Raw genomic sequence first — 26,527 nt, forward strand, 5'->3', positions numbered from 1 at the left:
GGCCTGCCGGATCCGGCGCCCCTGCTCGTTGCGCACAGGGATGTTCTGCAGGTTGGGATCGGTGGAGGAGAGCCGGCCGGTCGCCGCCACCGCCTGATGATAGGAGGTGTGCACCCGCCCGGTCTGGGGCTTGATCATCAGCGGCAGCTTGTCGGTATAGGTGGACTTGAGCTTGGCGAGACCGCGGTGCTCCATCAGCAGGCGCGGCAGATCATAGGTCTCCGCCAATTCCGCCAGCACCTCTTCGGCGGTGGACGGGGCGCCCTTGGGGGTCTTCTTGAGGACGGGCAGCCCCAGCTTGACGAACAGTATCTCGCCGAGCTGCTTGGGCGAGGAGAGGTTGAACTCCTGCCCGGCCAGCTCGTGCGCCTGCCGCTCCAGCTCTGCCAGACGTACTTCGATCTCCTGGCTCTGCTGGTGCAGCAACTTGGGATCTATGGTGGTACCCATCAGCTCCATCCTGGCCAGCACCGGCAGCAGGGGCAGTTCGATCTCGGTGAATACCTTGGCAAGCTCGGGCTGTTTGCTCAGTTCGCCCCACAGCGTCTGGTGCAGGCGCAGGGTGATGTCGGCATCTTCCGCCGCATAGGGTGCGGCCTGCTCCAGTTCGATCTGGTTGAAGGTGAGCTGCTTGGCCCCCTTGCCGGCGATCTCTTCGAACGAGATGGTGTCGACGCCCAGATACTTCCCGGCCAGGGAGTCCATGTCGTGGCGGCTGGCGGTGGAGTTGAGCACATAGGATTCGAGCATGGTGTCGAAGGCGATGCCCTGCAGATCGATGCCGTGGTTCTGCAGCACGTTGCGATCGTACTTGAGGTTCTGACCAATCTTTGGACGAGCAGGATCTTCCAGCAGCGGCTTGAGCTTGCCCAGCACCTGCTGTTCGGTCAGCTGGGTCGGCGCCCCCAGATAGTCGTGGCCGAAGGGAACATAGGCCGCCTTGCCCGGCTCGATGGCGAACGACACGCCGACCACTCGCGCCTCCATGTAGTCGAGACTGGTGGTCTCGGTGTCGAAGGCAAACACTGGCGCCGCCTGCAACTGTGCCAGCCAGTCGTCGAACTCGGCCTCCTCCAGGATGCAGCTGTAATCGGTTTCGATGGCGATAACGGGAGCAGCGGCATCATCAGCGACTTCTTCCTGCCCGGCGCCCTCTTCACCACCGGACTCCAGCTCCTTGATCAGGTTGCGCAGCTCGTACTCACGGTAGACCGCCAGCAGGGACTCCTTGTCGATCGGGCCCAGCTCCAGCTCTTCGAGACTCTGCTCCAGCGCCACGTCGGTCTTGATGGTTGCCAGCTGGTAGGAGAGGCGAACCTGCTCTTCCTGCTCGCGGAACTTGTCGGCAAACGCCTTGGAGCCACGAAAGCCGAGGGCGGCGACCTTGTCCAGGTTGGCGGCGATCTGATCGATGCTGCCTATCCCCTGCAACAGCGCCTGGGCCGTCTTCTCGCCCACCCCTGACATGCCGGGAATGTTGTCCACCTTGTCCCCCATCAGGGCCAGGTAGTCGATGATGAGCTCGGGGGGCACGCCGAACTTCTCGATCACCCCTTCCCGATCGGTCTTCACATCCTTCATGGTGTCGATCAGGGTGACATGGTCGGAGACCAGCTGCGCCATGTCCTTGTCACCTGTGCTGATGAGCACGGGCAGTTGCTTCTCGGTCGCCTGGCGGGCGAGCGTGCCGATCACATCGTCGGCCTCGACCCCTTCGACCATCAGGAAGGGGAAGCCCATCGCCTTGATCATCTGGTGAATGGGGGCAACCTGGCTGCGCAGATCGTCCGGCATGCTGGCGCGGGTCGCCTTGTACTCGGGGTAGATGTCGTCACGGAAGGTCTTGCCCTTGGCGTCGAACACCACGGCCACATGGCTGTCGGGGTATTGCTTGCGCAGGCTGCGCATCATGTTGGCCATCACCCGGACGGCGCCGCTTGGCAAACCGGTCGATGTGCGCAGATCGGCTTGCTGGGAGGCGAAGAAGGCGCGGTAAAGATATGAAGAGCCGTCGACCAAGATAAGGGGATTGCTAGGGGCCATGAAATCGTCCTGCCAGGAATAAACAGTCGCTAGGATGCCACAGGGCCCGCGGCACACCAAGGGGCTGGCCCCCTCCCATTCGTACCATTAAGCGGCCCCCGACCTGTGGATAACTCTGTGCTCAAAAATGGACTCATGGCTGCACCATGGTGGCAAAGCTGTGGATTAAAAACAAAAAGAGCATATAAAACAGCACATTGAGATCGTAAAAACAAACCATGAGGCCTTCATCATGATCTCGATCAATGTGGAAAAAAATTCAAGGGGGTCAACGAGGCAGGATCCAAAACGAAACAATCCTAGCACAGCAAGATGACTTGACCAGTGGAGGCCGAACGATAACCATACAAAAGTACAACAATCTACCCTGGCTCACATTTTCAACAACGAGGAGTCTGCCATGAAAAAAGTGGCCGTGATCTTGAGTGGCTGTGGCGTGTTTGATGGCGCCGAGATCCATGAAGCCGTCATCAGCCTGCTGGCACTGGCCCGTCAGGGCGCCACCACCCAGTGCTTCGCGCCCGACGTGCCTCAATTGCACGTCATCAACCACCTGACCGGCGAGGTGAGCGAGGGGGAGAGCCGCAACGTCCTGGTCGAGGCAGCCCGTATCTGCCGTGGCCAGATCAAGAATGTGGCCGAGCTGGATGCGGCCGACTTCGATGCCCTGCTGGTGCCCGGCGGCTTTGGCGCCGCCAAGAATCTGTGCGACTTCGCCGTCCAGGGCGCCAACTGCCAGATCCAGCCCGATGTGCTGAAGGCGTGCCAGAGCTTTGCCAAAGCCCGCAAACCGGCGGCCTATATCTGCATAGCACCGGCCATGATACCTCTCATCTATGGCGCTGGCACCCTGGCCACCATAGGCCATGACGAGGGCGCCGCCAATGCCATCGAGGCCATGGGGGGCAGCCATCTCAACTGCCCGGTCAGCGAGTTCGTGGTGGATCAGGAACGCAAGGTCATCTCGACCCCGGCCTACATGCTGGCCCAGAACATCCTCGAGGCCGCCGACGGTATAGAGAAGACGGTCAAGCAGCTGCTGGCCCTGTGATCCCTACCCCTGCCAAAACAAGCGGGCCGCTCAAAGAGCGGCCCGCTTTCATTCCAGTCAGTCAAGACGGGATCAGATGGCATCGCCCATCTGGTCCATCTTGCCCAGCAGGGCGCGCAGACGTTCTTGCCAGGCAACATGCTCGTTGCGCAGCTGATGGTTCTCGTCTTGCAGCTTGTTGTTCTGCTCTTTCAGCTCGTCCAGCTCCATTTTCAGCAGGGAGATGTTGTCGACGGCGGATTGTACTTTGGATTCGAGTTGCTCAAGGACTTCTAGTGACATATGCATACCTGTATGTTCAATTGCGATGCCCCACAGGGGGCGATCAAGCGCGTGAAGCCAGCATACCCTGATGCGCTCGGCACAAACAAGCCAGCGCGTTGCAAAATGCGCCCTCCGTACCTGTATTGCTTAAATATGCGTCGGTTTTTCTCGCAGGGGGCAGGAACCGCGATCCGGGACGCTCGCCGCGGCGTCATGGCCCCCTGCGAATCGGCCCCTCTCCCGCCGCCAATGTCAGCCGTGCAGGGCGATGAAGCCCCCCATCAGCAGACAGGCCACCCCGTACATCAGCAGCCCGTAGAGCAGGTTCCAGCGCAGCAGCAGCCCGGCGCTCAGGTTGTAGCGGGAGGCCAGCGCCAGGTTGGAACCGGACAACGGGCTGGTGCCGGTGGCCAGCCCCCACCCCAGCAGGAAGCACATGCCGAGCAGGCTGGGATCCGGTGACAGCGGCCACAACAAGGGAGCCACCCCCGAGATGCTGATGAGGGGGTGCACGCCTATGATGGCGACCAGGAAGATAAGCAGCAGGGTGAGGGATGCCTCGATCCAGCCGAAGTGGTTGAACAGCGGCAGACCGTGACCTGCACCTAAGTCGATGACGGAGAGGGCGCTGTTGATGCCGGCGGCCAGCAGACCTGCCCCCAGGAACAACACCAGCTGGCCGCCGAGGGCGGGGAAGCGTTCCACCACCTGCCGCTTGAGGGCCGCCCCGCGTCCCTGGCCTGGCATGAAGAGCAGCGCCAGCAAGGGGGCCACCAGCGCGATCACCGCCAGAATGCTGAGCCCGGGCCAGAGCCTGTGGATCAGCAGCACCAGCAGCGCCAGGGTCACCGGCAGCCCCAGGGTCTGCAACCTCAGGGGATAGCCTTCGAAGTCCGCCACCCCGAGCCGCTCCACCTGCCAGGCCGTCAGTCCCATGGCCAGCAGGGCGGCGAGGATGCCAAACGGCAGTATGCTGGCCAGCTGCAGGCCGGGGGCATAAGTGAGCGCCACCGCCATGGCGACGAAGAAGGGAGACCAGAAGGCCGCGGCGCAGAAGATCCGGCTCAGCACCATGACCTGGCGCCGCTCAAGGGTACCATTGCGCTCCAGCCGATCGCCGATGATGAAGAGCACAGATAGGTTGATGACGGCACCGAGCAGATTGAGGCTGGCCATGGTGCTCCACAGCCCCTTGCGCCCGGACCAGGAGGCGGCGCCTGTCAGCAGACCCGAAGTGGCGAGGTTGAGGGTGCTGACGGCGGCAAACATGGTGAGCATGTTGATGTTGGGCAGCAGCCAGTCCCCGGGACTGAGGCTGGCACCGCGCCACCAGGAGAAGATCAGCAACAGCAGTGCCGCCCCATAGAGCGCCAGCGCCTGACGACGGGCGGCACCCACCAGCCAGGGCCAGGTGAGCAAGGAGGCGGCCCAGGCCGCGACGGCAGCCGGCCAGGGGGAGAATCCCAGATAGAGGTGCAGCAGGTTGAGCAGCCACATCCCCAGGATCAGATAGCCTGACCAGCGCTTGACCATACAACGGCCTCGGTCAGGGGATCAGAGACACTGATCCATGTCCAGGGAGGGCTTGTCGCACTCGGGTCGGCCCACTATCTTGGCGGGCACGCCGGCGACCGTGGTGTGGGGTGGCACCGGATTGATCACCACGCTGCCGGCCCCTATCTTGGCGCCGACCCCCACCTCTATGTTGCCGAGCACCTTGGCGCCCGCCCCTATCATCACCCCTTCGCGGATCTTGGGATGACGGTCGCCACTCTCCTTGCCGGTGCCCCCCAGAGTCACGCTCTGCAGGATGGAGACATCGTTCTCGATCACCGCGGTTTCACCGACCACTATGCCGGTGGCGTGGTCAAACATGATGCCCTTGCCGATCCGCGCGGCCGGGTGCACGTCGACCCCGAACACTACTGAGATCTGGTTTTGCAGGTAGAGCGCCAGCGAGCGACGCCCCTGGCGCCACAGCCAGTTGGCGACCCGGTAGCCCTGGAGGGCATGGAATCCCTTGAGGTAAAGCAGCGGCGTCGAGAAGAGGTCGACGGCGGGGTCACGATCCTGTACCGCGCAGATGTCGGCGGCCACAGCGGCCAGCAACTCGGGTTCGCTGCGCAGGGCCAGCTCGATCACCTCGCGCAGGGCGATGGCCGGCATTGTGGTGCTGTCGAGCTTGTTGGCGAGCTGGAAGCTCAACGCCGAGCGCAGATCACTGTGATTGAGAATGGTGGAGTGAAAGAAGCTGGCCAGCATGGGCTCCTGGGCCGCCATGCTCTGCGCTTCCTGCTGAATTTTTTGCCACGTCTGGGCAACCAGATCATCCATGTTGCAGCCTACTGTTGTTCAGGGTGAGTGCCTTGTTGTTCTTTTGTCAGCACCGAGATGGGGTCCATGTGAATGATCACCTCCATCCGCTCAAAGGACTGGCGGACCGCCAGTTCAGCCTCGTCGGCTATCTGATGGGCCTTGACCAGGGGCAGTTGATCGTCAAGCTCCAGATGCAACTGCACGAAGCGGGTCGGCCCGGATTGACGGGTACGCAGATCATGTACGCCATGCACCCCCTCTACGGCACAGCAGAGCGCCATTATTCTCGCTTGTTCTTCCTCTGGCAACTGACGATCGAGCAGGGCCTGTACCGATTCGTAGCCGATCTGGACGGCCCCCCACACCAGGAACAGACCGATCAGGATGGCGAACAGGCCATCGGCCCAGTACCACCCCTGCCCCGCCAGCACCAGTGCCACCAGCACACCGGCATTGAGCAGCAAGTCAGAGCGGTAGTGCAGCATGTCGGCCTTGATGGCCACGCTGTTGGTCTTGCGAATGACAAGGCTCTGGAAGCTGACCAGCAGCAGGGTCAGCAGGATGGAGCCGGCACTGACCCAGATCCCGGCCTCGAGCCGCACCACGGGAACCTGGTTCAGCATCGACGAGATACCGTGCATCATCAACAGCAGGGCAGAGCCAGAGATGAAGGCCGACTGGATCAGACCCGCCAGGGACTCCGCCTTGCCGTGGCCGAAGCGGTGCTCCTCATCGGCCGGCGCCAGCGCGTAGCGGATGGCCAGCAGGTTAATGATGGAGGCGCTCACATCCATGAAGGAGTCGGTGAGGGACGCCAGCAGGCTGGAAGAGTCCGTCATCAGCCAGGCGATCAGCTTGCCCAGGATCAGCAGGGTGGCGGTGACGACCGCCGCCGTGCTGGCGAGGGTGACCCAGCGGGAATAGTGTTGGTGGCTCAAAACCGGCTTTCCTCTGACGCGTAAAAACTTATTATACCCTGACCCGAACGTCAGTTTGGCGTGCAAAATCAACGGAGTGACCCGAATGAACAAAATACTCCTGGTCGACGACGATCTCGAACTGACCCAGCTGCTCACCGAAATCCTGACCCTGGAAGGGTTTGACGTCACCGTCGCCGAGGATGGGGAGGAGGGGCTGCTGCGGCTGGCAGAGCAGGCATTCGATCTGGTGTTGCTGGACGTCATGATGCCCAGACTCAACGGGTTCGCCATGCTGACCAGGCTGCGCAAGACCCACGACACCCCTGTGCTTATGCTGACAGCCCGGGGCGACAGCCAGGACAGGGTCAACGGGCTCGAAGCGGGGGCCGATGACTATCTGGCCAAGCCCTTCGACGACAGAGAGCTGCTGGCGCGGGTGCGCGCCATCTTGCGCCGCACCCAGAATCCCTCCCCCCAGCGCGGCGCATCCGACGAGCTGCGCTTCATGGACCTGGTGCTGCAACCCGGCCTGCAACAGGCCCGCTGCGACGATCAGCTGCTGGAGCTCACCGCCACCGAGTTCGGCCTGCTGGAGTGCCTGCTGCGCAGCCCGGGCCAGATCGTCAGCAAGAATCAGTTGTCCGAACAGGTGCTTGGCAAGAAGCTCGAGCCCTTCGATCGGGCCATCGACATGCACCTGAGCAACCTGCGCAAGAAGCTGCCTGAGCGCAGCGATGGCCAGCCCCGCTTCAAGACAGTGCGTGGCCGAGGCTATCTCTGGCTGGAGCAGGCATGAAAACGGCCCGCACCTTCAATGGCCTCTCCACCCAGATCTTCCTCTGGTTCTGGTTCATGCTGCTGCTCGTGCTGGCCGCCGTGGTGACACTGCCCACCCTGGATCCCCGCAACACCATACCCCTGCCCGAGCACGAGATGGCCAGGATGAACAACAACCTGCGGGCGCTGCAGGCCGGTGCCGACCCGAACCAGGATTTCGATCTGCAACAGGCCATCACGGCGGCCGGGCTGTTGCCGGTGGACAACGTCTACCTGCGTGACGCCAAGGGCCAGATGCAATCCACCACCCGGCTGAGCAAGTTCGTCATCCGCTTCATGCTCGACGCCGACAACCCGGCCAAGCCCATGCTGGGCAGCGAACACCAGCGGGCCATCGCCGGCCCCTTCCAGATGCAGCACCACGGCCAGAGCTATCACGTCTACTTCGGGCTCAACGTCGAAAACTCCTATCTGTTCCTGTTTATCCAGATCCTGGATCACCCCATCCAGATCCTGGGCATCGCCATGCTGGTCAGCACCCCCCTCTGTCTGCTGCTGGCCTGGCGGCTGACCCGCCCCATACTGCAGTTGCAGCAGTCGGTCTCCCAGCTGGCGCAGGGCAAGCTGGAGACGCGGATCCCCAACCTGGGGCGGCGGGACGAGATAGGTCAGCTGGCGGATCATGTCAGCCACATGGTGGACACCCTCAAGCGCATGATCCAGAAGCAGAAACAGTTGCTGTCCGACATCTCCCACGAGCTGCGCAGCCCCCTCACCCGCATTCAGCTGGCGCAGGCCTTGATCCGCCGCAAGCAGGGGGACAGCTCGGAGCTGGCGCGGATCGAGAGCGAAATCGCCCGGCTCGACAAACTGATCGGGGATCTGCTGGATCTGTCCCGGGTCCAGCAGCACGTGGAAGCCCCGGTGGAGCTGCCGCTGGCGGATCTGCTGGAGCCCATACTGGACGACGCCATGTTCGAGGCCAATCAGAATGGCAAGCAGCTCAGGCTGCCGCCGCTGCCGACAGAGTCGCTGCGGATGTGGCCCGAGCTGCTGGCGAGGGCCCTGGAGAACCCGCTGCGCAATGCGCTCAAATATGCCCGCGAGTTCATCAAGGTGGATTGGTATCAGGAGGGACGGGAGTGGGTAATGACCATAAGGGATGACGGCCCCGGCGTGCCGGTGGAGCAGCAGCCCATGCTGTTCCTGCCCTTCTTCCGGGTCGATGATGCCCGCAACGCCAAGACAGGCGGCACCGGCCTCGGTCTCGCCATCGCCGCCGAGGCGATCCAGCGCCATGGCGGCACCATCAAGGCCAGCAGCAATCACCCGACCGGGCTCGTCATCACCATACGCCTGCCCATGGTGTGAGCCACCCCTTTTCATCGGCACGGGCGCTGGGTATGCTGGCGCCCGTTTCGCACCACCCCAGCCCCGCATCAGGATCCCGCCATGCTCGACATAGTGCTCTATCAACCGGAAATCCCGCCCAACACCGGCAACATCATCCGCCTCTGCGCCAACACCGGCTACCGGCTGCACCTGATAGAGCCCCTGGGTTTCGCCTGGGATGACAAGCGGGTGAAGCGGGCCGGACTCGACTATCACGAGTTTGCCGAGGTGAAGCGCTGGCCGAGCTATGAGGCCTTCCTCGCGGCCGTGGCCCCCAAGCGGGTGTTCGCCTGCACCACCAAGGGGCGCACCGCTCATTCGGCGGCGCAGTTTGCCCCCGGGGATACCCTGCTGTTCGGGCCTGAGAGCCGAGGATTGCCGGCGGAGATCATCGAGAGCCTGCCGTTCGAGCAGCGGCTGCGCATTCCCATGCTGCCCCAGAGTCGCAGCATGAATCTGGCCAATGCGGTCGCGGTCTTCGTCTACGAGAGCTGGCGCCAGTTTGGCTATGAGGGATCCCTCTAGCCTAGGTCGGCGCTGTGCCCCTCAGAGGCAGCGCCGACCATGAGACCCCGTCAGGCGGGTTCCCGGTCTTGACCCAGCAGGCGGCCGTCGCGCTCCAGTTGCCAGCATAGCCAGCCCAGGGTCAGTCCCCGCCCCGTCATCAGCGCCGCCATGGCGGCCCACAAGGCCGCCACGCCCCACCCCTGGCACAGCCACCAGACGGGGAAGAAGCCGGCAAACACCGCCACCAGCATGCTGTTGCGCATCTCCCGGGCCCGGGTGGCCCCGATGAAGACCCCATCCAGCAGGAAGCACCAGACCGCCAGCAAGGGCATGACGATGAGCCAGGGCAGTTGGCGGTTTGCCTCGGCGATCACCGCAGGAAGGTCGGTGATATGGGCGATGAGCTGCCGCCCCCCCAGGGCAAACCCCAGGGCGAAGGCGAGCGCGATCAGCAAGGCCCAGCCCAGGTTGAGGACTATGGCCTCCCGCAGCCCCTGCCTGTCCCGCCGTCCTATGGCGCGCCCCACCATGGCTTCCACCGCATAGGCGAAGCCATCCAGCCCGTAGGAGATCAGCATCAGGAAGTTGAGCAGCACCGCATTGGCGGCCACCGCCACATCCCCCAGCCTGGCACCCTGCAGGGTCATGAAGGCGAAACAGAGCTGCAGGCAGAGGGAGCGGATGAAGATGTCCCTGTTCAGCCCGAGCAGCCGCCGCACCGCGGGCCATTGCCACCAGCGCGACCAGGCCCCCTGCCACACCTCGGCCGACAGGTGGCGCAGGCGACGGCTCACCAGCCAGAGCCCCACCCCGAGCGAGCTGTAGTCCGCCAGCAGGGAGGCGGCAGCCACCCCCCTGACCTGCCAGCCCAGCCCCAGCACGAACCAGGCATCCAGCACCATGTTGACCAGGTTGCTCAGGATCAGCAGCAGCATGGGGCTGCGCGCATCCTGCATGCCCAGCAGCCAGCCCATGATGACCAGGTTGCACAGGGCCGCCGGGGCGCTCCAGATCCGCACCGAGACATAGTCTCCGGCATAGCCCTGCACCTCGGGGGATCCCCCGCTGAGCCCTATGATGGCAGGCAAGAAAGGCAGCACCAGCAACAGCAGGGCCAGCCCCAGCCCGACGGCGAGGCCGAGCGCCCGCGCCAGGGTGTCCAGCTGTCCCTCGGCGCTGGCGGCGCCATGGGCCTGGGCGGTCAGGCCAGTGGTGGACATGCGCAGGAAGCCGAGCAGCCAGAAGAGGAGGTTGATGAGGGTCGCCCCGACCGAGACACCCCCGAGGAACCAGGCCTGACCGAGATGACCGATCACCCAGGTATCCACCAGGCCGAGCAAGGGGGTGGTGACGTTGGAGAACACCATGGGCAGGGCCAGGGCAAACACGGCACTGTGGCGGCGAGGATCCCTCAGCCAGGACGGCATCAAGCTCAGCACGAACGACGCCGGCGGCTCACTCGTCGGCCAGCCGCACTATGCGTGCGAAATCGGAGACCATGGTCTGCATATCCACATGAGCTACTTCACCCGGGGCCACCTTGGGGCGGAACATGGCCACCAGCTTGCCCTCGGGATTGATCAGCACGATCGAGGCCGAGTGGTCTATGAGGTAATCCTTGCGCTCGCTCTCCACGATGGAATAGACGAGGCCAAGGTTGCGCACTAGGGGGAAGAGGGCGCGGTGGGGGCCGGTCGCCGCCTTGAACTCCGGATGGAAGAAGGCGGTATAGCTCTTGAGACGGGCGCTGTCATCCCGCTGGGGATCCGCCGAGACGAAGACCACCTGGCTGCTGGGTTCGATCTTCTTCAACTCCGGGTAGATGGAGCGCAGATCCGCCAGGGCGGTCGGGCAGACGTCGGGACAATAGGTGTAGCCGATGAACAGGAAGGTCCAGTGCCCCGCCAGATTGGCGGCGGTGAAGGGCTTCCCATCCCCATCCGTGAGGGTGAAGGGGTTGATATCACGCCCTACCGGATAATAATCCGCCTGCGCAGGCAGAGAGGGTTGGCTCCAGTAATAAGCCGCCATTATGCTGCCGACGAAGAGCAACAACAGCAGGGAAAAACGTGGTTTAACCATATAAAACAGAGCCTTGCTAGTTCAACCAGCCGGATGGCGGGGCCAATGAAGGGCTATTGTAACCCGCCCGGCCCCGTTTCTGCCTAGTCCTGAGTCCGGATCCTGGGCAGGAAAGGGCCCCGTAGGGAGGAAACGGCCGCTATCTCCGGGCAATGGCGGGGATAAAGAAAAGCCCCACACCGGGTGGGGCTCACACACTGTTCGGGGGACTGGCTCAGGGTCGCAATCTGCGCTGCCCCTGGGGGCGCCGGATAGTGGCGCGCAGCGGAATGACCGGGGCCGTCCAGGGGGCATCTGGCAAACCTATGTCGTGGTGGCGGCGGAACAGACGAACCAGGCGGACAATCTTGTCCTTGGGGCACCCCAGCCAGATGGTCCAGCCGTCGCCCTTGTGATACACCCAGAGCGCATAAAACCAAGTCATCCGACTGCCCTTGATGAATCGGGTGATGGAGGATGCGGGGGTTGCGGTTGCGGCCGGACCCGGATCCCACGGCGAGCTTGAAGCCATACCTGTCCTCCTTGCTCAACAGGCCACGCCGACCAGTGTGACTGCCATCGGGATGGCAGACCAGGCACTGTCGCGTACTGACTGTATTGAGTCGTCCTGCTGCCTGACGACTCTCCCTGTCCCGCACCGCCTCAGCTGTGATGCATCCCTGCGATCCATGCTGACCTGGCGGCACACTCAAGGTCATGGCGGTTATCCGGCCATGACACTGCGGGCCTTCTCAAAGGATATATCCGAAATGCATGATGCGTGGCGGTACTGTTTGCGGTGGATCTGGGCGGCGGCAATGGCGGGGATCGGGGAGGAAAGAAGAGCGGGGAAAACGGCACAAACGAAGGGGCCTCCCGCAGGAGGCCCCTTGGCATGTTCGAGGCTTACATCCAGTCGGCGTTGCGAATAACCCCGACTGCCAGCCCTTCGATGGTCAGATGCTGGCTGGAGAGATCCACCTCGATGGGGGAGAGATCTTCGTTTTCCGGCAGCAACCACACCTGGCTGCCCTTGCGCTGGAAGCGCTTGACGGTGACGTCTTCATCGAGACGCGCCACCACCACCTGGCCGTTGCGCACCTCCTGGGTCTTGTGCACCGCCAGCAGATCCCCATCCATGATGCCGATGTTCTTCATGCTCATGCCCTGCACCCGCAACAGGAAGTCGGCCCGCGGGTGGAACAGGGCGGGATCCACCTGATAGTGACTCTCGATGTGCTCCTGGGCCAGGATGGGCTCACCGGCCGCGACCTTGCCGATGAGCGGCAGGCCGTTCTCTTCTGGCGCGGCCTCCTCCTCCTCGAGCAGCAGGCGGATGCCGCGGGAGGTGCCGGGCATGATCTCGATGACCCCTTTCTTGGCCAGGGCCTTCAGATGTTCCTCGGCCGCATTGGCCGACTTGAAGCCAAGCTTCTGGGCGATCTCGGCGCGAGTCGGTGGCATGCCGGTCTCGCTCATGTTCGCCTTGATAAGCTCCAGCACTTCAGCCTGGCGGGGGGTAAGGGGTTTCATAGCATTGGCACCTGTCTTTTTATACAGCACACTGGCAGTATATACAGTGCTGTGGCCAAGGCAAGGCGTTGCTGATATTTGTCCCCGCCTTGTCGCAAAAATCCCGCACCTTCTATCCTGAAAAGGCACTCATCCTACCTCTCGGCGACAAGCTGTCGGTGATTTGCTATGCTCACGCCGCATTTTTTTGGAGAGCAGACGCACATGTCCCTTGGACAGAACATTTCCAGAGCCATCCTGCAATGGCCGGTCAGTGGCTTGGTCAATCACAAGAGCCTGCCGGAAAATCCCATCACGGAGCTCAAGCTGGATCCGGCCAGACCCATAGTCTATGCCCTGAAAACCAGCTCGATCACCGACCTGATGACCCTGCAACAGTGCTGCGAGGATCTCGGCCTGCCCGGCCCCTTCACGCCGCTGGAGCTGGGTGGCCAGCTGCTGCCGCGCTACGTCTGTCTGGATCGTCCGCCTCCCCTGTTTGGCACGCGCAGCAAGCCGCTGCCCTTCCTGCAGGAGTTCCACCAGCTGCTGGACCTGCACAAGCAGGATCCCGAGCTGGATATCCAGGTGGTGCCCGTCACCCTGTTCTGGGGCCGTGCCCCCGGCCGGGAAGGTGAGGAAGCCTCCGGCTGGAACATCATCAGCAGCCTGGCCCCGAACCGGCTCAAGAAGGCGCTGATCGTGATCCTCAAGGGGCGCGAAAACCTGGTGCGCTTCTCCCCGCCGCTCTCATTGCGCTACATGGCAGACAAGCACGGTACCGACGAGGCCATAGCCCACAAGCTGGCACGGGTGGCCCGTACCCACTTCAGCCGCCAGCAGCTGGCGGCCACCGGTCCCAAGCTGCCGAACCGCAACCTGCTGTTCAAGCAGTTGCTGGATTCGAGCGTGATCCAGCAGGCCATCGAAGAAGAGGCCAGACGCGAGGGCATCAGCCTGGAGAAGGCGCAGAAGCGCGCCCATGGCTACATGGACGAGATCGCCTCCAACTTCTCCTTCCGGCTGATCCGCCTCGGTGAGACTTTCCTCGGCTGGCTCTGGAACAAGCTCTACCGCGGCCTCTCGGTCAATGGTGCCGAGCAGGTGCGCCAGCTCGCCCAGGAAGGGCACGAAATTGTCTACGTCCCCTGCCATCGCAGCCACATGGACTACCTGCTGCTCTCCTACGTCATCTATCACCAGGGCATGGTGCCGCCCCACATAGCGGCCGGCATCAACCTCAACTTCTGGCCGGCGGGCCCCATCTTCCGCCACGGCGGCGCCTTCTTCATCCGCCGCACCTTCAAGGGCAACCCGCTCTACAGCACTGTGTTCCGTGAATATCTGAACCTGCTGTTTGCCAAGGGCTACTCGGTGGAGTTCTTCACCGAGGGCGGACGTTCCCGCACCGGCCGCCTGCTGCCCCCCAAGACCGGCATGCTGGCGATGACGCTGCAGGCCATGATGCGCGGGCTGGACAGGCCGGTAACCCTGGTGCCCGTCTATCTGGGCTACGAGCACGTGATGGAGGTCAACACCTACCACAACGAGCTCAAGGGCAGCCGCAAGGAGAAAGAGAGCTTCCTGCAGGTGCTCGGCATACTGCGCAAGCTGCGCAACTATGGCCGTGGCTTCGTCAACTTCGGCGAGCCGCTGACCCTCAACAGCTACCTCGGCGAGCAGGTGCCGCACTGGAAGGAGAGCATTGGCCGCGAGGAGCGCCCGGAGTGGATGGCCTCCACCGTCAATCAGCTGGCCGAGCTCTTGATGACCCGGATCAACGATGCCGCCGCCGTCAACGGCCTGACCCTGAGCGCCCTGGCGTTGCTGGCCGCCGAGCGCCATGCCCTGACCCGCGACGAGCTGCAGGCCCAGATCAACACCTATCTGGACCTGCTCAAGCAGGTGCCCTACAGCCCCCAGAGCACAATCCCGGACGAGGATGCCAGGACACTGCTGGATCAGGCGATGGAGCTCAACAAGTTCGAGGTGAGCGAGGACAAGCTGGGGCAGATCATCAGCCTGGACCGCTATCAGGCGATCCTGCTGACCTACTACCGCAACAACATATTGCACCTGTTCGCCCTGCCCTCCCTGGTGGCGGCCTTGATCGAGCGCTGCGAGGGGATCTCCCGCGGCGAGATAGTCGCCCGCTGCGTCGACATCTACCCGCTGCTCAAGACAGAGCTGTTCCTGCGCTACGAAGAGGAGGAGCTGCCGGAGCTGGTGGATGCCCTGCTGGCCGAGCTGCAACGCCAGCAGCTGATAGAGGCGCGCGATGGCGGCTACTGGGTCAATCCGGGCAACCAGATGCGCCTGCTGCTCCTGGCCGAGAGCATTCAGGAGACACTGCAACGCTACGCCATAGTGCTGACCCGCATGCTGGCCCAGCCCCACATAGAGGCGGAGCAGCTGGAGGCGGACGGCCTGATGATGGCGGAGCGCCTCGGCACCCTGCACGGCATCAACGCCCCCGAGTTCTTCGATCCCAAGCTGTTCAGCACTCTGATCCACACCCTGCGCAGCGAAGGCTATCTGGATCCGGGCTGCAAGCCGGATCTCGGCCGCTTCCAGGCCCTGGCCGACAACATAGTGCCGCTGCTGAGCAACAAGATCCGCCGTACCATACAGGCGGGCAACCGGCTCTGATCCTCGTCTTACAGCCAACAAAAAGGCCGCATCATGCGGCCTTTTTCATAGATATACGTTTCTCACAGGTAGTGAGCGATCACCCCGAGCAGCACCAGGGCCCCCACATAGTTGTTGTTGAGGAAGGCCTGGAAGCAGGCCTCCCGCTGGCGCTCCCGGATCAGCCGCTGCTGATAGACGAACAGGGCCGCCGCCCCCAGCAGACCCCAGTAATAGCCGGATCCCAGCGCCATCAGCTGACCCACCAGCAACAGGATGAGCAGGGTTGCCAGTTGCAACACGCCGATGATCCGCTTGTCGTGACGGCCAAACAGGATGGCGCTCGACTTGAGCCCGAGCTTGAGGTCATCGTCCCTGTCCACCATGGCGTACTGGGTGTCATAGGCTATGGTCCACAGCAGGTTGGCGAGAAACAGCAACCAGGCGACGGGCGGCAGGGCGTTGGCCTGGGCCGCATAGGCCATGGGAATGGACCAGGAGAACGCCATCCCGAGCACCAGTTGCGGGATAGGAATGAAGCGCTTCATGAAGGGGTAGCAGACCGCCAGCAGCAGGCCGGCGAACGACAGGCCTATGGTGAGCGGGTTCAGGGTCAGCACCAGGGCGAACGAGATGAGCGCCAGCACGGCAAACAGGATCAGCACCTCCCGCGCATCGACCCGGCCCATGGGCAGCGGTCGCCCGGCGGTGCGTTTCACGTGGCCGTCGAAGTTGCGATCCGCATAGTCATTGATGACACAGCCCGCCGAGCGCATCAGGAAGACCCCCACCACGAACACGGTCAGGATCCAGGGATCCGGCAGGCCGCCGGCCGCGAGACAGAGCGCCCACAGGGTCGGCCACAGCAGCAAGAGGGTGCCGATGGGCTTGTCGATGCGGGCCAACTGCACATAGGCCAGTCCCCGCTCCTTGGTTAACAGCTTCACTCCAGCTCCTTATGCGATGGCAGCGAATGAGACGATAGCGAGGGCAGGAAGAGTTCGTGGACCAGCAAGGGCCACTGCCCCAGATAGAGACGGGAGCGGCGCCCCCAGACGGTGGCCGCCTGGCACCAGGGATTGCTCGCGATCTCGAAGCAGGCCAGTTGCAGGTGATCGCGCCGTGCCGGTGCATCACCGAAGATGCGCTCCCCCAGTGGTTGCTCCCCCAGATCCTGCAGACCGCTCCCTTGCAGCGCCGCCTCGGCAAACAGGGTCCAGCCCAGAATGGCAGGTCCGGCGTCACCGTGCAGTATGACCTCGCGGCAGATCCCCACGGGATCCGCAACGGCCACCAGCGCCTGCTCGTCCACCCCCAGCGACACGCTGCGATTGCCGAGCAGTTGCACCGAGAGGTGACTATTGTGGCGCCGCAGGCGCCGGGTCATGGAGTCGGCCTCCAACAACCAGGGGCGCAGGGCCTCGGGGGGCTCACACTCTGCGGGTGCCCGCCAGGGGACGAGCTGGATGAGGGGAACAGTCAACTCGGACTTCACAGCTTCACCATCCGGAGATTTCCGTTGTCAGGTTAAAATCCCGTTTATTATCCGTAAATCAATGGCGAATTGTAAGAACATCCGTGCTTGACGGCCCCGATGGCAGCATCAAAAATGGGGCATCCGTCGCTGCCGAGCCATCTAGATGAAGATCTTCAGAATTCTGCTGGTGTTATCCCTGGGTTGTACCCTGTTGAATACCCACGCCTTCGCTAACGAGGAAGCGGCCGCCGATCCGGCCTCCGCCGCCGTCCAGCCGGGATTCGCCTATCATGCGCTGGATCCGGACATCATCACCAACTACCTCGGCGATGGCAAAACCCTGGGCTATGTGCGGGTGACGGTGGAGCTGATGGCCGAAAACGCCGCCGATCTCAAGTTGCTGGAACAGCACGACCCCCTGATCCGCGACGCCATCATCCGCTTGATTGGCAGCAAGACGGGCGCCCAGATCAAGTCGCTGGTGAGTCGGGAAGAGCTGCGCAAGGAGTGCGAGGCCAAGGTCAACGAACTGCTGGTCAAAGAGACCGGCAAGAAGGCGGTACGCGAGCTCATCTTCACCAAGTATCTTTATCAGTAATGAACCGCGAGCAGGGGGCCGACCGGCGGCCCGCTCTCCCTACCGCTCCCATTCACTGTCGAGGAAGTCATCGTCATGGGCCACAAGACGCTGTGTGAATGGCGCCGTCACGAGATCCCCGCCGATCTCAAGACACTGCGCAAGATATTGCGCAAACCCAAGTTCGTGTGCGGCAAGTGTGCCCGCAGCGCCAATGACAAAGAGTACCTGTGCCAGCCGCTGCGGCTGAAGGAGAAAGGGGAATGAGTTCCCCCACGGCTCGTCGCTCGAGGCTCTGAAGAAGAAGGGGGCGCCCTATTGATCGGTCCAGCCCTGACGCCCCTGCGCAAACAGTTTGCGGGCCTGGACGTCATTGGGGCAGACGCCACGGTACTCCTCCCCCGATCGCCCGGCCAGATAGAGGTGCTCCGGGCGGCAATACCAGGCCAATCCCTTCTGGCGACCCTGCTCCCACATGGCGACATCCACCTTGGTCCCGCACTGGGTCTGATGGAATTCCACCCGATCGGCGGCGAAACCCAGCTTGCCGTCTCCTTCCCCCACATCGCTCCACACCTTTTCGCAGGGATCGTCCGAGTTGGAGACACAGCCCCCGATCAGGGTGGCACAGAGCATGATGACGAGTGAGCGCATAATCATCCTTGGGCGTTGTTTGAGTGGTTTATGGCGTCTCTGGCCTGACGGGCATCCCTCTTCCCACAGCGCCATTTGAGCAGTTCATTCTAACCAGAGCCTCGCCCGGCCACCAAGGGGCATGCTGCCGAACGCGCAAAAAATCGGGCGGGCCACCAGGCCCGCCCGCACGCGTTACAGGGAATCACTGATCGTCGAGAGGGTCATAGTCCTGCCAGCCCTCGTCGTCCAGCTCCTCCAGCTCGTCTTCCCAGGATTCCGGCTCCCACTCATCGTCGAGCTCGAAATCCGGCGTCTGCGTACCCATGCTCATTCTCCTTGGATAGTGCACCGGCCTTCAAAGTCTATCCAGAAAAATGGGGCTCGCCAGTGGACCCGGTCAGAGCCTGATCAGGGTGCGACCCGCCACCCGACCCTGGGTGATGGCCTCGGCGGCCTCCACCACCTGCTCCAGCCCGATCTCGGTCACCGCCTGGGCGAAGAAGCTGGCGGGCAGATCCCGCGCCAGTCGCTGCCAGGCCAGTTGACGACGCGCCAGCGGGCACATCACAGAGTCGACCCCCTGCAAGCGCACGTTGCGCAGTATGAAAGGCATGACGCTGGTGGGCAGATCGAAGCCGCCCGCCAGCCCGCAGGCCGCCACGGCGCCGCCGTAATTCATCTGGGCCAGCAGCTTGGCCAACACCTGACTACCGACTGTGTCGATGGCACCGGCCCACAGCTGTTTCTCCAGCGCCTTGGCCGGCTCCAGCAGTTCGCTGCGCGGCACTATGCGGCTGGCACCCAATGCGGTCAGCATGGAGCCCTGCTCCTCGGGACGGCCGGTCAGGGCCGCGACCTGATAACCCAGCGCAGCCAGCAGGGCCACGGCGGTGGAGCCCACCCCGCCTGCGGCGCCCGTCACCAGGATCTCGCCGCTCGCAGGAGTAACGCCCGCCTCTTCCAGCGCCAGCACGCAGAGCATGGCGGTGAGGCCGGCAGTGCCGATGCACATGGCCTGCCGCTCATCCAGCCCGGCCGGCAGCGGCACCAGCCAGTCGGCCTTGACCCGCGCCTGCTCGGCCATGCCGCCCCAGTGTCCTTCCCCCACGCCCCAACCAGTCAGCACCACCTTGTCACCGCTCTGGTAGCGACTGTCGGCCGACTCCAGCACTGTGCCGACGAAGTCGATGCCAGGCACCAGCGGCCACTGACGCACTATCTTGCCCTTGCCGGTGATGGCCAGCCCGTCCTTGTAGTTGAGGGAGCTGTAGCTCACCGCCACCCGCACCTCCCCCGCCGGCAGCTGGCTCTCGGCCAGCTGGGTCAGGGTCGCCTTGGTCTTGCCATCTTGGTTATCCAGTAACAGAGCCTTGAACATGCTTTCCTCTCGGGGTTGGGGCGCCGGCATCAGGTGCTCTGGCGCTTGTGCAATTCAAATTAGATGGTCTGGGTACTGTCTTGCAGTACCTCGCCAACCAGTTTACGCAGGATCATCTCCGCGGCCATGTCGCCCATCTTGCGATAGGGGATCTGTACCGACGTCAGGGCAGGATAACAGGCCTGTACCACATCCGAATCATCGAATCCGGCGATGGCCTGCTGATCACCTTCCTGCCGGTGTTCCTGCTGCCGGTGCTGGGGGATCTCGGCTTTGCCAACACCACCTTCAGCGATGCCGACTTCGGCGTGGTGGGCGTACTGCTGGGCCTGATAGTGCGCTGATGCCACTGCGTCCAGGCCAGCCTGCAGGCGCGGTCTATGGGCCGCGCCTGCTGTTAGCGGCAGCCCCCACCCCATCGACGCCGAAAATATGTGCAAACACAGTGCGTTGGATCGGATTTTCAACCCACAGCGGCAGCATCTGACGGGGGAGTGCGATATGCTGGTGCGCTGACGTTCCACCCGACCTCACCCGAGGCCTCTTCCATGAAATACCTGGTAGTACAAACCAAACAGATAGGAGACGTGCTGATCTCCACCGCACTGTGCAACAACCTCAAGCAGCACGACCCCGCCGGGGAGGTTCACTATCTGGTCATGGATTACTGCGCGGGGATGGCAGAGGGGAACCCCAACATAGATCGCCTGATCGTCATCGAGAAGGCGCGCCGCAACGAGTGGCGCTACATGAAGGAGTTGCTGCTGGGCATTCGCCGCGAGCGCTACGACGTGGTGATCAACAGCCAGGGCCAGATGATAGGCCTGCTCACCTGCCTTGTCTCGGGGGCAAAACTGCGGATCGGCTTTGACTCCTTCCCCTGGCGACTCGGCCACAACCGCATAGTGCGCTTTCGCCATGACACCGAGCATCAGGGCAACAGCACCCTGGTGGATGACAGATTCTCGCTGCTAAAGCCTCTGGGGCTCGCCAGGGAGGATCGCAACTACTATCTCTGGCTGAGTGAAGCGGAGAAGCAACGGGGACGGGAGACACTGCAGGCCGCCGGCATAGATCCGGGCAGGCCGCTGATCGCCATGGGGGTCAACTCCCTTGGACACTACAAGCGCTGGCCCATCGACTGTTTCGCCGAGGTGGCACGCTGGCTGATAGAGCAGCACCACGCCCAGATCCTGATCTACTGCGGGCCAGGGGAGGAAGAGTACAACCGCAGCCTGAAGCCCTTGCTGCCCGCCGCGCTGCAGGCCAGCGTGTTTGACCACATACAGACCCGCTCGGTGCGGGAGCTCGCGGGCATCTTCGCCCATTGCCAGCTGTTCGTCGGCAACGACACAGGCCCGCGGCATATGGCACAGGCGCTGGACATACCGCTGCTGACCATAGTCTCTCCCCTGGGTCACTCCGCCATTGCCAACCCTGTCTCTCATCCCCGCTATCAGTTCATCAACACCGACCACCAGGATCCGGAGCGGGAAATCTTGAATGTGCAGGAGAGACTGGCCACATTCTGTGCTGAGCTAGGAATAGCTCACGACAATGAATAAATAATCGGCTACCGAAGTATGCCCCGCCAGTAACGCAATTTATGGTCTAGACCTTTAATTCGTTGCTGGTTATGGCCATGCCACCCGAAAACGAGTTTCACCACCACCGATATGATTGAATGACTCTCGTACTCGGAACGATAGATTGACGCTAGAAACTTGGTTAAAGATAGTGGACTATATGTGATTATTCTTTCGTAATCTGTTGGAATAATTACATTATATCTCAGCTGATTTTAATGTCACTTTCTATAGTTTATTTAAACACAGGCCATGTTTTAAGAAAATAGTCTATTTAAGATCACCCCCTAGTAGCTCATCCATTGTTAAATGATATTAATTTTCAAGCCTCGTTGCTTATGTCTTAAGGAATGAGACAGTGATGACCTCATGATAATAGCCAAGAATAGCTTAAATCTGGCTGGTTTTTTACATGATTTGATGAGTTCCTTGATAAGAAATCTAAACTTAAGAGCTTTTGCAGATAAAAAATTATAATTTTTATCGAAAAAATAAAATAAAGACCTGTAAAACTCTATTTCTATGTCTAGATTTCTATTCGTACTCCCACCACCATAATGAATTATCTTTGCATCAGGAACAAAAAATATATTCATTTTTTCTTTCTTCATTCTAATGCAGATATCCTCTTCCTCACAGTAAAGGAAGAAATTAGGATCTAGACCTCCAATTTTAAAATAATCGGATGCGCGAAAAAACATTGATGCTCCACTACCCATTTGGACACTAAATGGAGTTTTATATTCCATCTTCCTATCCATATATTCTGATGGTTTTAACATTCGACATAATCCGTTGCCAAACCACTGATTAGCTACTGATGGTAAATAGGCAAAGGATGGATGATATATACCATCTTTATTATACTGAGATGGTATACACAGCGATACGTCTGGATTATCCTCCATAAATGAATGAAGTATATCAAGCGCACCCTCATCCACTAGCGTATCATTGTTAAGAACAAATATGTACTCTCCTTTTGCTGCTGATATTCCAAATATATTTCCAAGAGCAAACCCGAAATTATTATCATTTTCTATAAAGTGTATTTTATCATTATTGTTAATTTTCAAATAATCAATAATTACACCACGTTCATCCGCGTTTGAGTTGTTATCAACCACTATTATTTCATAGTTCTGATATGAGCTACTCAATATACTATCTATGCAATCCATTGTGTATTTAGACGAATTGTAATTTAAAATCACAATTGAAATAGAAACCCCCACTCTATACCTCTCTAATTTTAATGATCGCATTATTCATTAGATTAACCACACCAAGAAGCTGTATAACTCCCTATTTGGCGCTATTAATTTATTCGTTTTCATTTTTCTTAAAAACAATGGATGCAGCTATAACCAAGGATGAGACAAAGAACGTAATACCAGAGTTGTGACCGAAAAATGCCTGACTGAGGCAGTAATCAATCGATGAAAAAATGGTGACAATAAGCAATGCAGCTCCACAATGCATATCAGCATCATGGGGTTGACGTAATCGTCGCTTTACCAGGAATAGAGGGGTAAGTAGCATAATCAGTAGGGCGCCAAGACCGATAACACCGCGCTTGGCCATTTCATCAAGGAATTGGTTATGAGCATGGGAATTGAAGTTATAGATAAACTGGCTTATTTCCCCCCGTGCCAGCTGTGCCTTCTGTGACGCCCTGACTCCATGGTTTCCCCAGCCAAACAGCGGTTTCTCGGTAAAGCTCTGCCAGGCGCTCTGCCAAAGCTGGAACCTGATCCCCAGAGATGTGTTGAGGTTGGTTTTGTCAAGATATTGGCTGATATCGTGTTGAGTCTGCTCGATTCGAGCCTCCACACCACTCTGCGGCTGAGCTATGAGCCCTCCCCCACATAGCAAGATACCGGCAATCATAGCGATTGCTCTCTTGCGATAGAGGCTCTCTTTGAACAACATTCCAATAGTTAGCAAAATAACAGGTAGCAATACCCAGCCTCCGCGGGTACCTGAAAGGAAACTCGCGCCCATCCCGGCGAAAGCCCCCAATAGCATAAGGAGCGAGAAGGCCAATTTCCCTTTCTTTTGTGCCCAAAACATACCACAGAGGCAAAAAAGCCCCAACGACATGGCAATATTACCGCTTTGAATTGGCATCACATCATCAAATGCCCGCCCATAGCCCAAGATAAACTTGTCATAAATAGCGGAACCAAATGCCAGCAGTGCCCCTACACCACAGCCTGATAAAAATAGAGGAAGACGCACCGGCACAAAGGCTAATAAGGGAAGCATAGCTGCCGCCATCACTGCCCGGCTGGCCCGGTCAACCTCGCTTATTCTACCGCCATCCAGCCAGATGGATATCGCCATGACTGTAAAATAGAGCAGAAAGCCGAGCCCGATAAGCTTGAACTCTTTGCTCAATCTCAACGTCGAACGTTTCGTGACAATAAAGTAGAGACTTGCCAGAAGCAACAGTGCGGGGCCGTAGGAGTAACCACTGGGTATCACCAGTGCCAGTGCGCCAAATAGAAAGGCTGACAGTTGAACCATCAGCGGCAATACTTGACCCTGACGCCACCAGCAAGGGCTTATCTTATCCGACGGGTTGGTGTTTAACGGTATACTTTTCTCTACCACTTCTTTATTTCCTGAAGACATAATTACCCCTGATCTTGCGCCACAACCCGAACATGTCGGTGCGGGGGAAGATGGCGATCCGGCGGATCTGGAATGGATCCCGATGCATGGCTCTGGGGCCGCTGTTGGTGGCCACAGCATAGCGGTAGCCGGCGGCGCAGGCCTCGGCTTTCGCGCTCTCGTTCAGATCCCCGTAAGGGTAGGCAAACGACAGGAGCGGATGGCCAAGCAGCCGTTCCAGCCTCTCCTTGTTGGCCCGGATCTCGCGCGCCTGCTGCTCGGGAGCCAGCGTGCTGAGGCGCGGATGAGTCAGGGTATGTCCCCCGATCTCCACGTGACCGGAGGCCACCAGCGCGCTTATCTCATCGCCATTCATCAGGGCCACCGGCGTATCGGGGTGGGTCGGATGCTCCACGTCCCAGCGATTGTGATCCTCGCCTGTCACTATGTACACCACCGCCTTGTAGCCATATTTTTCCAGCAGGGGCAGCATGCGGGTAAGGTTGTCCCGATAACCGTCATCGACGGTGATCATCAGGTACTTCTTGCCATGCTGCAGGCGGTGGATGAGGCCCTTGTCCGCCAGATCCGCGAAGGTCAGCGTCTCGTAACCCAGCCACTTCATCAGCTTGAGGTGTTTCTCGAACATGGCGACGGGCAGCCAGGTGCCGTGCACTCCCTTCTCGCTCTCATGCTCGATGAAGCGGTGATACATGATGACCGGCATCTCCCGGCGCAGGGTCTCGACCACGGCATCCTGATAGATGGACTCGAGCCCGCTCACCACCTGCTGCAAGTCATACTCCTGCCGGATGCGCTGACGCAGGCTGTCCGGCACCTGCTTGGCGGCCAGTGACGGGGCTATCTGTCCCTTCAGCGCGGCAAAATCGATGGCCAGATCCTGGGGCCCTATGTCGCCGAAGTTGCTGGCCAGCGCCTCGTCCAGATTCTGTTCGGTCACCAGCCCTATGGCCTTGGCCTCGCCGATGGCGAAGGCGGGGCGGCCGCACAGCAGGGCCTCCATCGCCACCCGGCCAGCGCCGATCACCAGATCGCACTGCGCCAGCAGGGCGGGCACATCGTCCACATAGCCGACGAAATCGACCTTGTCCTGGAAGCGCGCAAAGCGCTCCGGCACCTGAGTGCCGCTGACGACACGGACTTGGCAGGCGTCCAAGTCCAGTACCTCGTCCAGCAGGCGATAGCAGAGCTCCCCCTTGGGGCCGCTCAGTCGACCTATGATGGCGATCACCGGCCTGGCGTTGTCCGGTGCCGGCACAGGCTGGAATCTGTCGGTCTCTATGCCGTTGCGCAGCACCTGCACCATGGCGGGATCCACCCCCAGGTTGTTGATGATCTGGCGGGCTATATCTTCGCACACCGCCACAGCCCGATAGCCGAGGGCATGAAACGCCTTGCGGGAGGCATGCACCGGCTGACGGCCATGAACTGTGGTGATCATGGGGGTGCTGGTCAGCTTGCAGGCCACATAGCTGCTCCAGCCGGAGGCGCGGGAGTGGGCATGAACCAGCTGGATGTGGTGCTTCCTGATGAGATAGATGAGGTAAAACACATGCCAGAAGCGGCGCAGTATGCTGCGCTTGTTGAACCTCAGCTTGAATACGGGCCCTTGGGTGGGCTTGGTCAGGGTATCTGACACGTAAAAGACGTTGTGACCACGCCGGGTCAGCTCGTTGCCGACCGTGGTGGCATAGACCTCAGCTCCCGTGACTTCGAGCTGGGAGAGTGCCATCAATATGTTCATGCAAGCGCATCCGATCGACGGGCGGCCAGGGCCGCCCGTCAGAGGGGGATCAAGCCCGGTTCAACCAGGCCATGTAATCGGCCACGCCTTCGGCGACAGTCTTGAACTCGCCGTCATAACCGACGCCACGCAAGCGGGTCAGATCGGCCTGGGTGAAGCTCTGATAGCGACCCTTGAGGTGATCCGGGAAGGGGATGTACTCGATGGCGCCTTGCTGGTGATGCTTGATCACGGCCTCGGCCACGTTCTGGAACGGCTCGGCACGGCCGGTACCACAGTTGAAGATGCCGGAGTGCTGCGGGTTCTGCCAGAACCAGAGGTTCACCTTGCAGACGTCGTCCACATAGATGAAGTCGCGCATCTGGCCACCGTCCGGGAAGCCGTCACAACCCTCGAACAGCTTGGGATTGTCCCCCTGCTTCACCTGGTTGTTGAGGTGGAAGGCGACGGAGGCCATGGAGCCCTTGTGCTGCTCGCGCGGGCCGTAGACATTGAAGTATTTCAGGCCAACCACCTGGGAGTCGATCTCCGGCAGCCAGCGGCGCACGTATTGATCGAACAGCTGCTTCGAGTAGCCATAGACGTTGAGGGGCTGCTCGAACTTGGGATCTTCGATGAAGTTGTCGTTGCGGCCGCCATAGGTCGCGGCGGAGGAGGCATAGATGAAGGGAATTTCCCGCTCGATGCAGTAGTGGAACAGATCCTTGGAGTACTCGTAGTTGACCTCCATGATGAACTTGCCGTTCCACTCGGTAGTCGCGGAGCAGGCACCTTCGTGGAAGATCACCTCGATGCCGCCATCCCACTCTTCAAACTCGTCACCGGAGACGATCCGCGCCTGGAACTCGTCCTTGTCCATGTAATCGGCGATGGTGAGATCGACCAGGTTGACGAACTTGGTGCCGTCGGTCAGGTCGTCGATGACCACGATATCGGTCCGTCCTTGAGCGTTCAGCTGCTTGACCAGATTGCTGCCGATAAAGCCAGCACCGCCAGTTACTACGATCATGGAGTTTGCCTC

The 26,527-nt window shown here is 60.7% G+C and carries 27 protein-coding genes and 1 pseudogene (1 of these 28 only partly in view); 9 read left to right on the forward strand and 19 right to left on the reverse strand.

The window, feature by feature from the left end; all coding sequences use genetic code 11:
• Window positions 1-2,043, reverse strand: partial view of a DNA polymerase I gene (gene polA / locus OC537_RS17930; protein ID WP_262113227.1) — the 5' portion only. Its footprint begins 714 nt before the window's first position; 2,043 of the gene's 2,757 nt are visible here — the first part of the coding sequence; the start codon lies at window positions 2,041-2,043; its stop codon lies beyond the left edge, outside the window.
• A 400-nt stretch (window positions 2,044-2,443) separates the two neighbouring features.
• On the opposite strand from polA, the gene elbB reads away from it, so the two are divergent.
• Window positions 2,444-3,094, forward strand: a complete 651-nt coding sequence (gene elbB, locus OC537_RS17935; protein ID WP_234677278.1) for an isoprenoid biosynthesis glyoxalase ElbB — start codon at window positions 2,444-2,446, stop codon at window positions 3,092-3,094.
• 72 nt (window positions 3,095-3,166) lie between these two features.
• Here the strand turns inward: elbB and OC537_RS17940 are convergent, their stop codons facing one another.
• The 4 genes from OC537_RS17940 to OC537_RS17955 all read right to left on the reverse strand — a co-directional run bounded on the left by OC537_RS17940 (window position 3,167) and on the right by OC537_RS17955 (window position 6,612).
• Window positions 3,167-3,376, reverse strand: a complete 210-nt coding sequence (locus tag OC537_RS17940) for a cell division protein ZapB (RefSeq protein ID WP_025325277.1) — start codon at window positions 3,374-3,376, stop codon at window positions 3,167-3,169.
• Window positions 3,377-3,610: 234 nt separating this feature from the next.
• Window positions 3,611-4,891, reverse strand: coding sequence for a hypothetical protein (locus OC537_RS17945; RefSeq protein ID WP_262113230.1), 1,281 nt, complete (start codon window positions 4,889-4,891; stop codon window positions 3,611-3,613).
• A 21-nt stretch (window positions 4,892-4,912) separates the two neighbouring features.
• On the reverse strand, window positions 4,913-5,692 hold the full coding sequence (gene cysE / locus OC537_RS17950) for a serine O-acetyltransferase (protein WP_025325275.1): 780 nt from the start codon (window positions 5,690-5,692) through the stop codon (window positions 4,913-4,915).
• Window positions 5,693-5,700: 8 nt separating this feature from the next.
• On the reverse strand, window positions 5,701-6,612 hold the full coding sequence (locus OC537_RS17955) for a cation diffusion facilitator family transporter (protein ID WP_111913694.1): 912 nt from the start codon (window positions 6,610-6,612) through the stop codon (window positions 5,701-5,703).
• Window positions 6,613-6,697: 85 nt separating this feature from the next.
• Here OC537_RS17955 and OC537_RS17960 point away from each other — a divergent pair, with 85 nt between their 5' ends.
• From OC537_RS17960 to trmL, 3 genes are all read left to right on the forward strand, one after another.
• On the forward strand, window positions 6,698-7,390 hold the full coding sequence (locus tag OC537_RS17960; protein WP_262113232.1) for a response regulator: 693 nt from the start codon (window positions 6,698-6,700) through the stop codon (window positions 7,388-7,390).
• Window positions 7,387-8,742, forward strand: coding sequence for an ATP-binding protein (locus OC537_RS17965; RefSeq protein WP_139745862.1), 1,356 nt, complete (start codon window positions 7,387-7,389; stop codon window positions 8,740-8,742). Before OC537_RS17960 ends, OC537_RS17965 begins: the two co-directional genes overlap by 4 nt.
• A gap of 81 nt (window positions 8,743-8,823) precedes the next feature.
• Window positions 8,824-9,288, forward strand: coding sequence for a tRNA (uridine(34)/cytosine(34)/5-carboxymethylaminomethyluridine(34)-2'-O)-methyltransferase TrmL (gene trmL, locus OC537_RS17970; RefSeq protein ID WP_005331110.1), 465 nt, complete (start codon window positions 8,824-8,826; stop codon window positions 9,286-9,288).
• A 50-nt stretch (window positions 9,289-9,338) separates the two neighbouring features.
• On the opposite strand, the gene dinF is transcribed toward trmL, so the two are convergent.
• From dinF to lexA, 4 genes are all read right to left on the reverse strand, one after another.
• Entirely contained in the window at window positions 9,339-10,697 is a 1,359-nt protein-coding gene (gene dinF, locus OC537_RS17975) for an MATE family efflux transporter DinF (protein ID WP_262113352.1), read from the reverse strand.
• 28 nt (window positions 10,698-10,725) lie between these two features.
• The gene (locus OC537_RS17980) at window positions 10,726-11,352 is read right to left on the reverse strand and encodes an SCO family protein (protein WP_139745887.1); all 627 of its coding nucleotides are present in this window, start codon (window positions 11,350-11,352) and stop codon (window positions 10,726-10,728) included.
• A gap of 214 nt (window positions 11,353-11,566) precedes the next feature.
• Window positions 11,567-11,776, reverse strand: a complete 210-nt coding sequence (locus OC537_RS17985; protein ID WP_234567867.1) for a hypothetical protein — start codon at window positions 11,774-11,776, stop codon at window positions 11,567-11,569.
• A gap of 461 nt (window positions 11,777-12,237) precedes the next feature.
• Entirely contained in the window at window positions 12,238-12,864 is a 627-nt protein-coding gene (lexA, locus tag OC537_RS17990) for a transcriptional repressor LexA (protein WP_025325267.1), read from the reverse strand.
• A 204-nt stretch (window positions 12,865-13,068) separates the two neighbouring features.
• Here lexA and plsB point away from each other — a divergent pair, with 204 nt between their 5' ends.
• Window positions 13,069-15,492, forward strand: a complete 2,424-nt coding sequence (gene plsB / locus OC537_RS17995; RefSeq protein ID WP_262113243.1) for a glycerol-3-phosphate 1-O-acyltransferase PlsB — start codon at window positions 13,069-13,071, stop codon at window positions 15,490-15,492.
• Window positions 15,493-15,554: 62 nt separating this feature from the next.
• Here the strand turns inward: plsB and ubiA are convergent, their stop codons facing one another.
• Both ubiA and OC537_RS18005 read right to left on the reverse strand, forming a co-directional pair.
• Window positions 15,555-16,418 carry a 4-hydroxybenzoate octaprenyltransferase gene (gene ubiA, locus OC537_RS18000; RefSeq protein ID WP_111913513.1) on the reverse strand — a complete coding sequence of 288 codons (864 nt, stop codon included), beginning with the start codon at window positions 16,416-16,418 and terminating at the stop codon, window positions 15,555-15,557.
• The gene (locus OC537_RS18005; RefSeq protein WP_168236070.1) at window positions 16,415-16,966 is read right to left on the reverse strand and encodes a chorismate--pyruvate lyase family protein; all 552 of its coding nucleotides are present in this window, start codon (window positions 16,964-16,966) and stop codon (window positions 16,415-16,417) included. Before OC537_RS18005 ends, ubiA begins: the two co-directional genes overlap by 4 nt.
• 145 nt (window positions 16,967-17,111) lie before the next feature.
• Between OC537_RS18005 and OC537_RS18010 the strand changes: the two genes are divergently transcribed.
• A complete protein-coding gene (locus OC537_RS18010) occupies window positions 17,112-17,546 on the forward strand; it encodes a flagellar basal body-associated protein FliL (RefSeq protein ID WP_139745890.1) in 435 nt (144 codons plus the stop codon).
• Between the two features lie 75 nt (window positions 17,547-17,621).
• Window positions 17,622-17,792, forward strand: a complete 171-nt coding sequence (locus OC537_RS18015; RefSeq protein WP_005331100.1) for a hypothetical protein — start codon at window positions 17,622-17,624, stop codon at window positions 17,790-17,792.
• Between the two features lie 48 nt (window positions 17,793-17,840).
• Here OC537_RS18015 and OC537_RS18020 read toward each other — a convergent pair whose 3' ends face one another.
• The 4 genes from OC537_RS18020 to OC537_RS18035 all read right to left on the reverse strand — a co-directional run bounded on the left by OC537_RS18020 (window position 17,841) and on the right by OC537_RS18035 (window position 19,730).
• Complete coding sequence (locus tag OC537_RS18020) at window positions 17,841-18,185, reverse strand: DUF2799 domain-containing protein (RefSeq protein WP_408837775.1); 345 nt, start codon at window positions 18,183-18,185, stop codon at window positions 17,841-17,843.
• A gap of 178 nt (window positions 18,186-18,363) precedes the next feature.
• On the reverse strand, window positions 18,364-18,486 hold the full coding sequence (locus tag OC537_RS18025; RefSeq protein ID WP_080675028.1) for a hypothetical protein: 123 nt from the start codon (window positions 18,484-18,486) through the stop codon (window positions 18,364-18,366).
• Between the two features lie 72 nt (window positions 18,487-18,558).
• Window positions 18,559-19,539 carry an MDR family oxidoreductase gene (locus OC537_RS18030; protein WP_262113248.1) on the reverse strand — a complete coding sequence of 327 codons (981 nt, stop codon included), beginning with the start codon at window positions 19,537-19,539 and terminating at the stop codon, window positions 18,559-18,561.
• Between the two features lie 59 nt (window positions 19,540-19,598).
• Window positions 19,599-19,730 carry a substrate-binding domain-containing protein gene (locus tag OC537_RS18035; protein ID WP_234690290.1) on the reverse strand — a complete coding sequence of 44 codons (132 nt, stop codon included), beginning with the start codon at window positions 19,728-19,730 and terminating at the stop codon, window positions 19,599-19,601.
• 21 nt (window positions 19,731-19,751) lie between these two features.
• On the opposite strand from OC537_RS18035, the pseudogene OC537_RS20690 reads away from it, so the two are divergent.
• Together OC537_RS20690 and OC537_RS18040 are read left to right on the forward strand one after the other, a co-directional pair.
• Window positions 19,752-19,883: pseudogene (locus OC537_RS20690) on the forward strand (PTS ascorbate transporter subunit IIC); the annotation flags it as partial.
• Between the two features lie 204 nt (window positions 19,884-20,087).
• The gene (locus OC537_RS18040) at window positions 20,088-21,104 is read left to right on the forward strand and encodes a glycosyltransferase family 9 protein (RefSeq protein ID WP_316044162.1); all 1,017 of its coding nucleotides are present in this window, start codon (window positions 20,088-20,090) and stop codon (window positions 21,102-21,104) included.
• 326 nt (window positions 21,105-21,430) lie between these two features.
• Here the strand turns inward: OC537_RS18040 and OC537_RS18045 are convergent, their stop codons facing one another.
• Genes OC537_RS18045 through rfaD form a run of 4 tightly spaced genes read right to left on the reverse strand, consistent with a single transcriptional unit; the run spans window position 21,431 to window position 26,515 of the window.
• A complete protein-coding gene (locus OC537_RS18045) occupies window positions 21,431-22,390 on the reverse strand; it encodes a glycosyltransferase family 2 protein (protein ID WP_262113250.1) in 960 nt (319 codons plus the stop codon).
• Window positions 22,391-22,448: 58 nt separating this feature from the next.
• Entirely contained in the window at window positions 22,449-23,762 is a 1,314-nt protein-coding gene (locus OC537_RS18050) for an O-antigen ligase family protein (RefSeq protein ID WP_262113252.1), read from the reverse strand.
• Window positions 23,746-25,506, reverse strand: a complete 1,761-nt coding sequence (locus OC537_RS18055) for a polysaccharide deacetylase family protein (RefSeq protein WP_262113254.1) — start codon at window positions 25,504-25,506, stop codon at window positions 23,746-23,748. Before OC537_RS18055 ends, OC537_RS18050 begins: the two co-directional genes overlap by 17 nt.
• Before the next feature lie 49 nt (window positions 25,507-25,555).
• Window positions 25,556-26,515, reverse strand: coding sequence for an ADP-glyceromanno-heptose 6-epimerase (gene rfaD, locus OC537_RS18060; protein ID WP_025325251.1), 960 nt, complete (start codon window positions 26,513-26,515; stop codon window positions 25,556-25,558).
• Between the last annotated feature and the right edge of the window lie 12 nt (window positions 26,516-26,527).

Origin of the sequence: Aeromonas sp. Marseille-Q5825 (genome assembly GCF_946892685.1) — a bacterium.
Classification (GTDB): Bacteria; Pseudomonadota; Gammaproteobacteria; order Enterobacterales; family Aeromonadaceae; genus Aeromonas; species Aeromonas rivipollensis.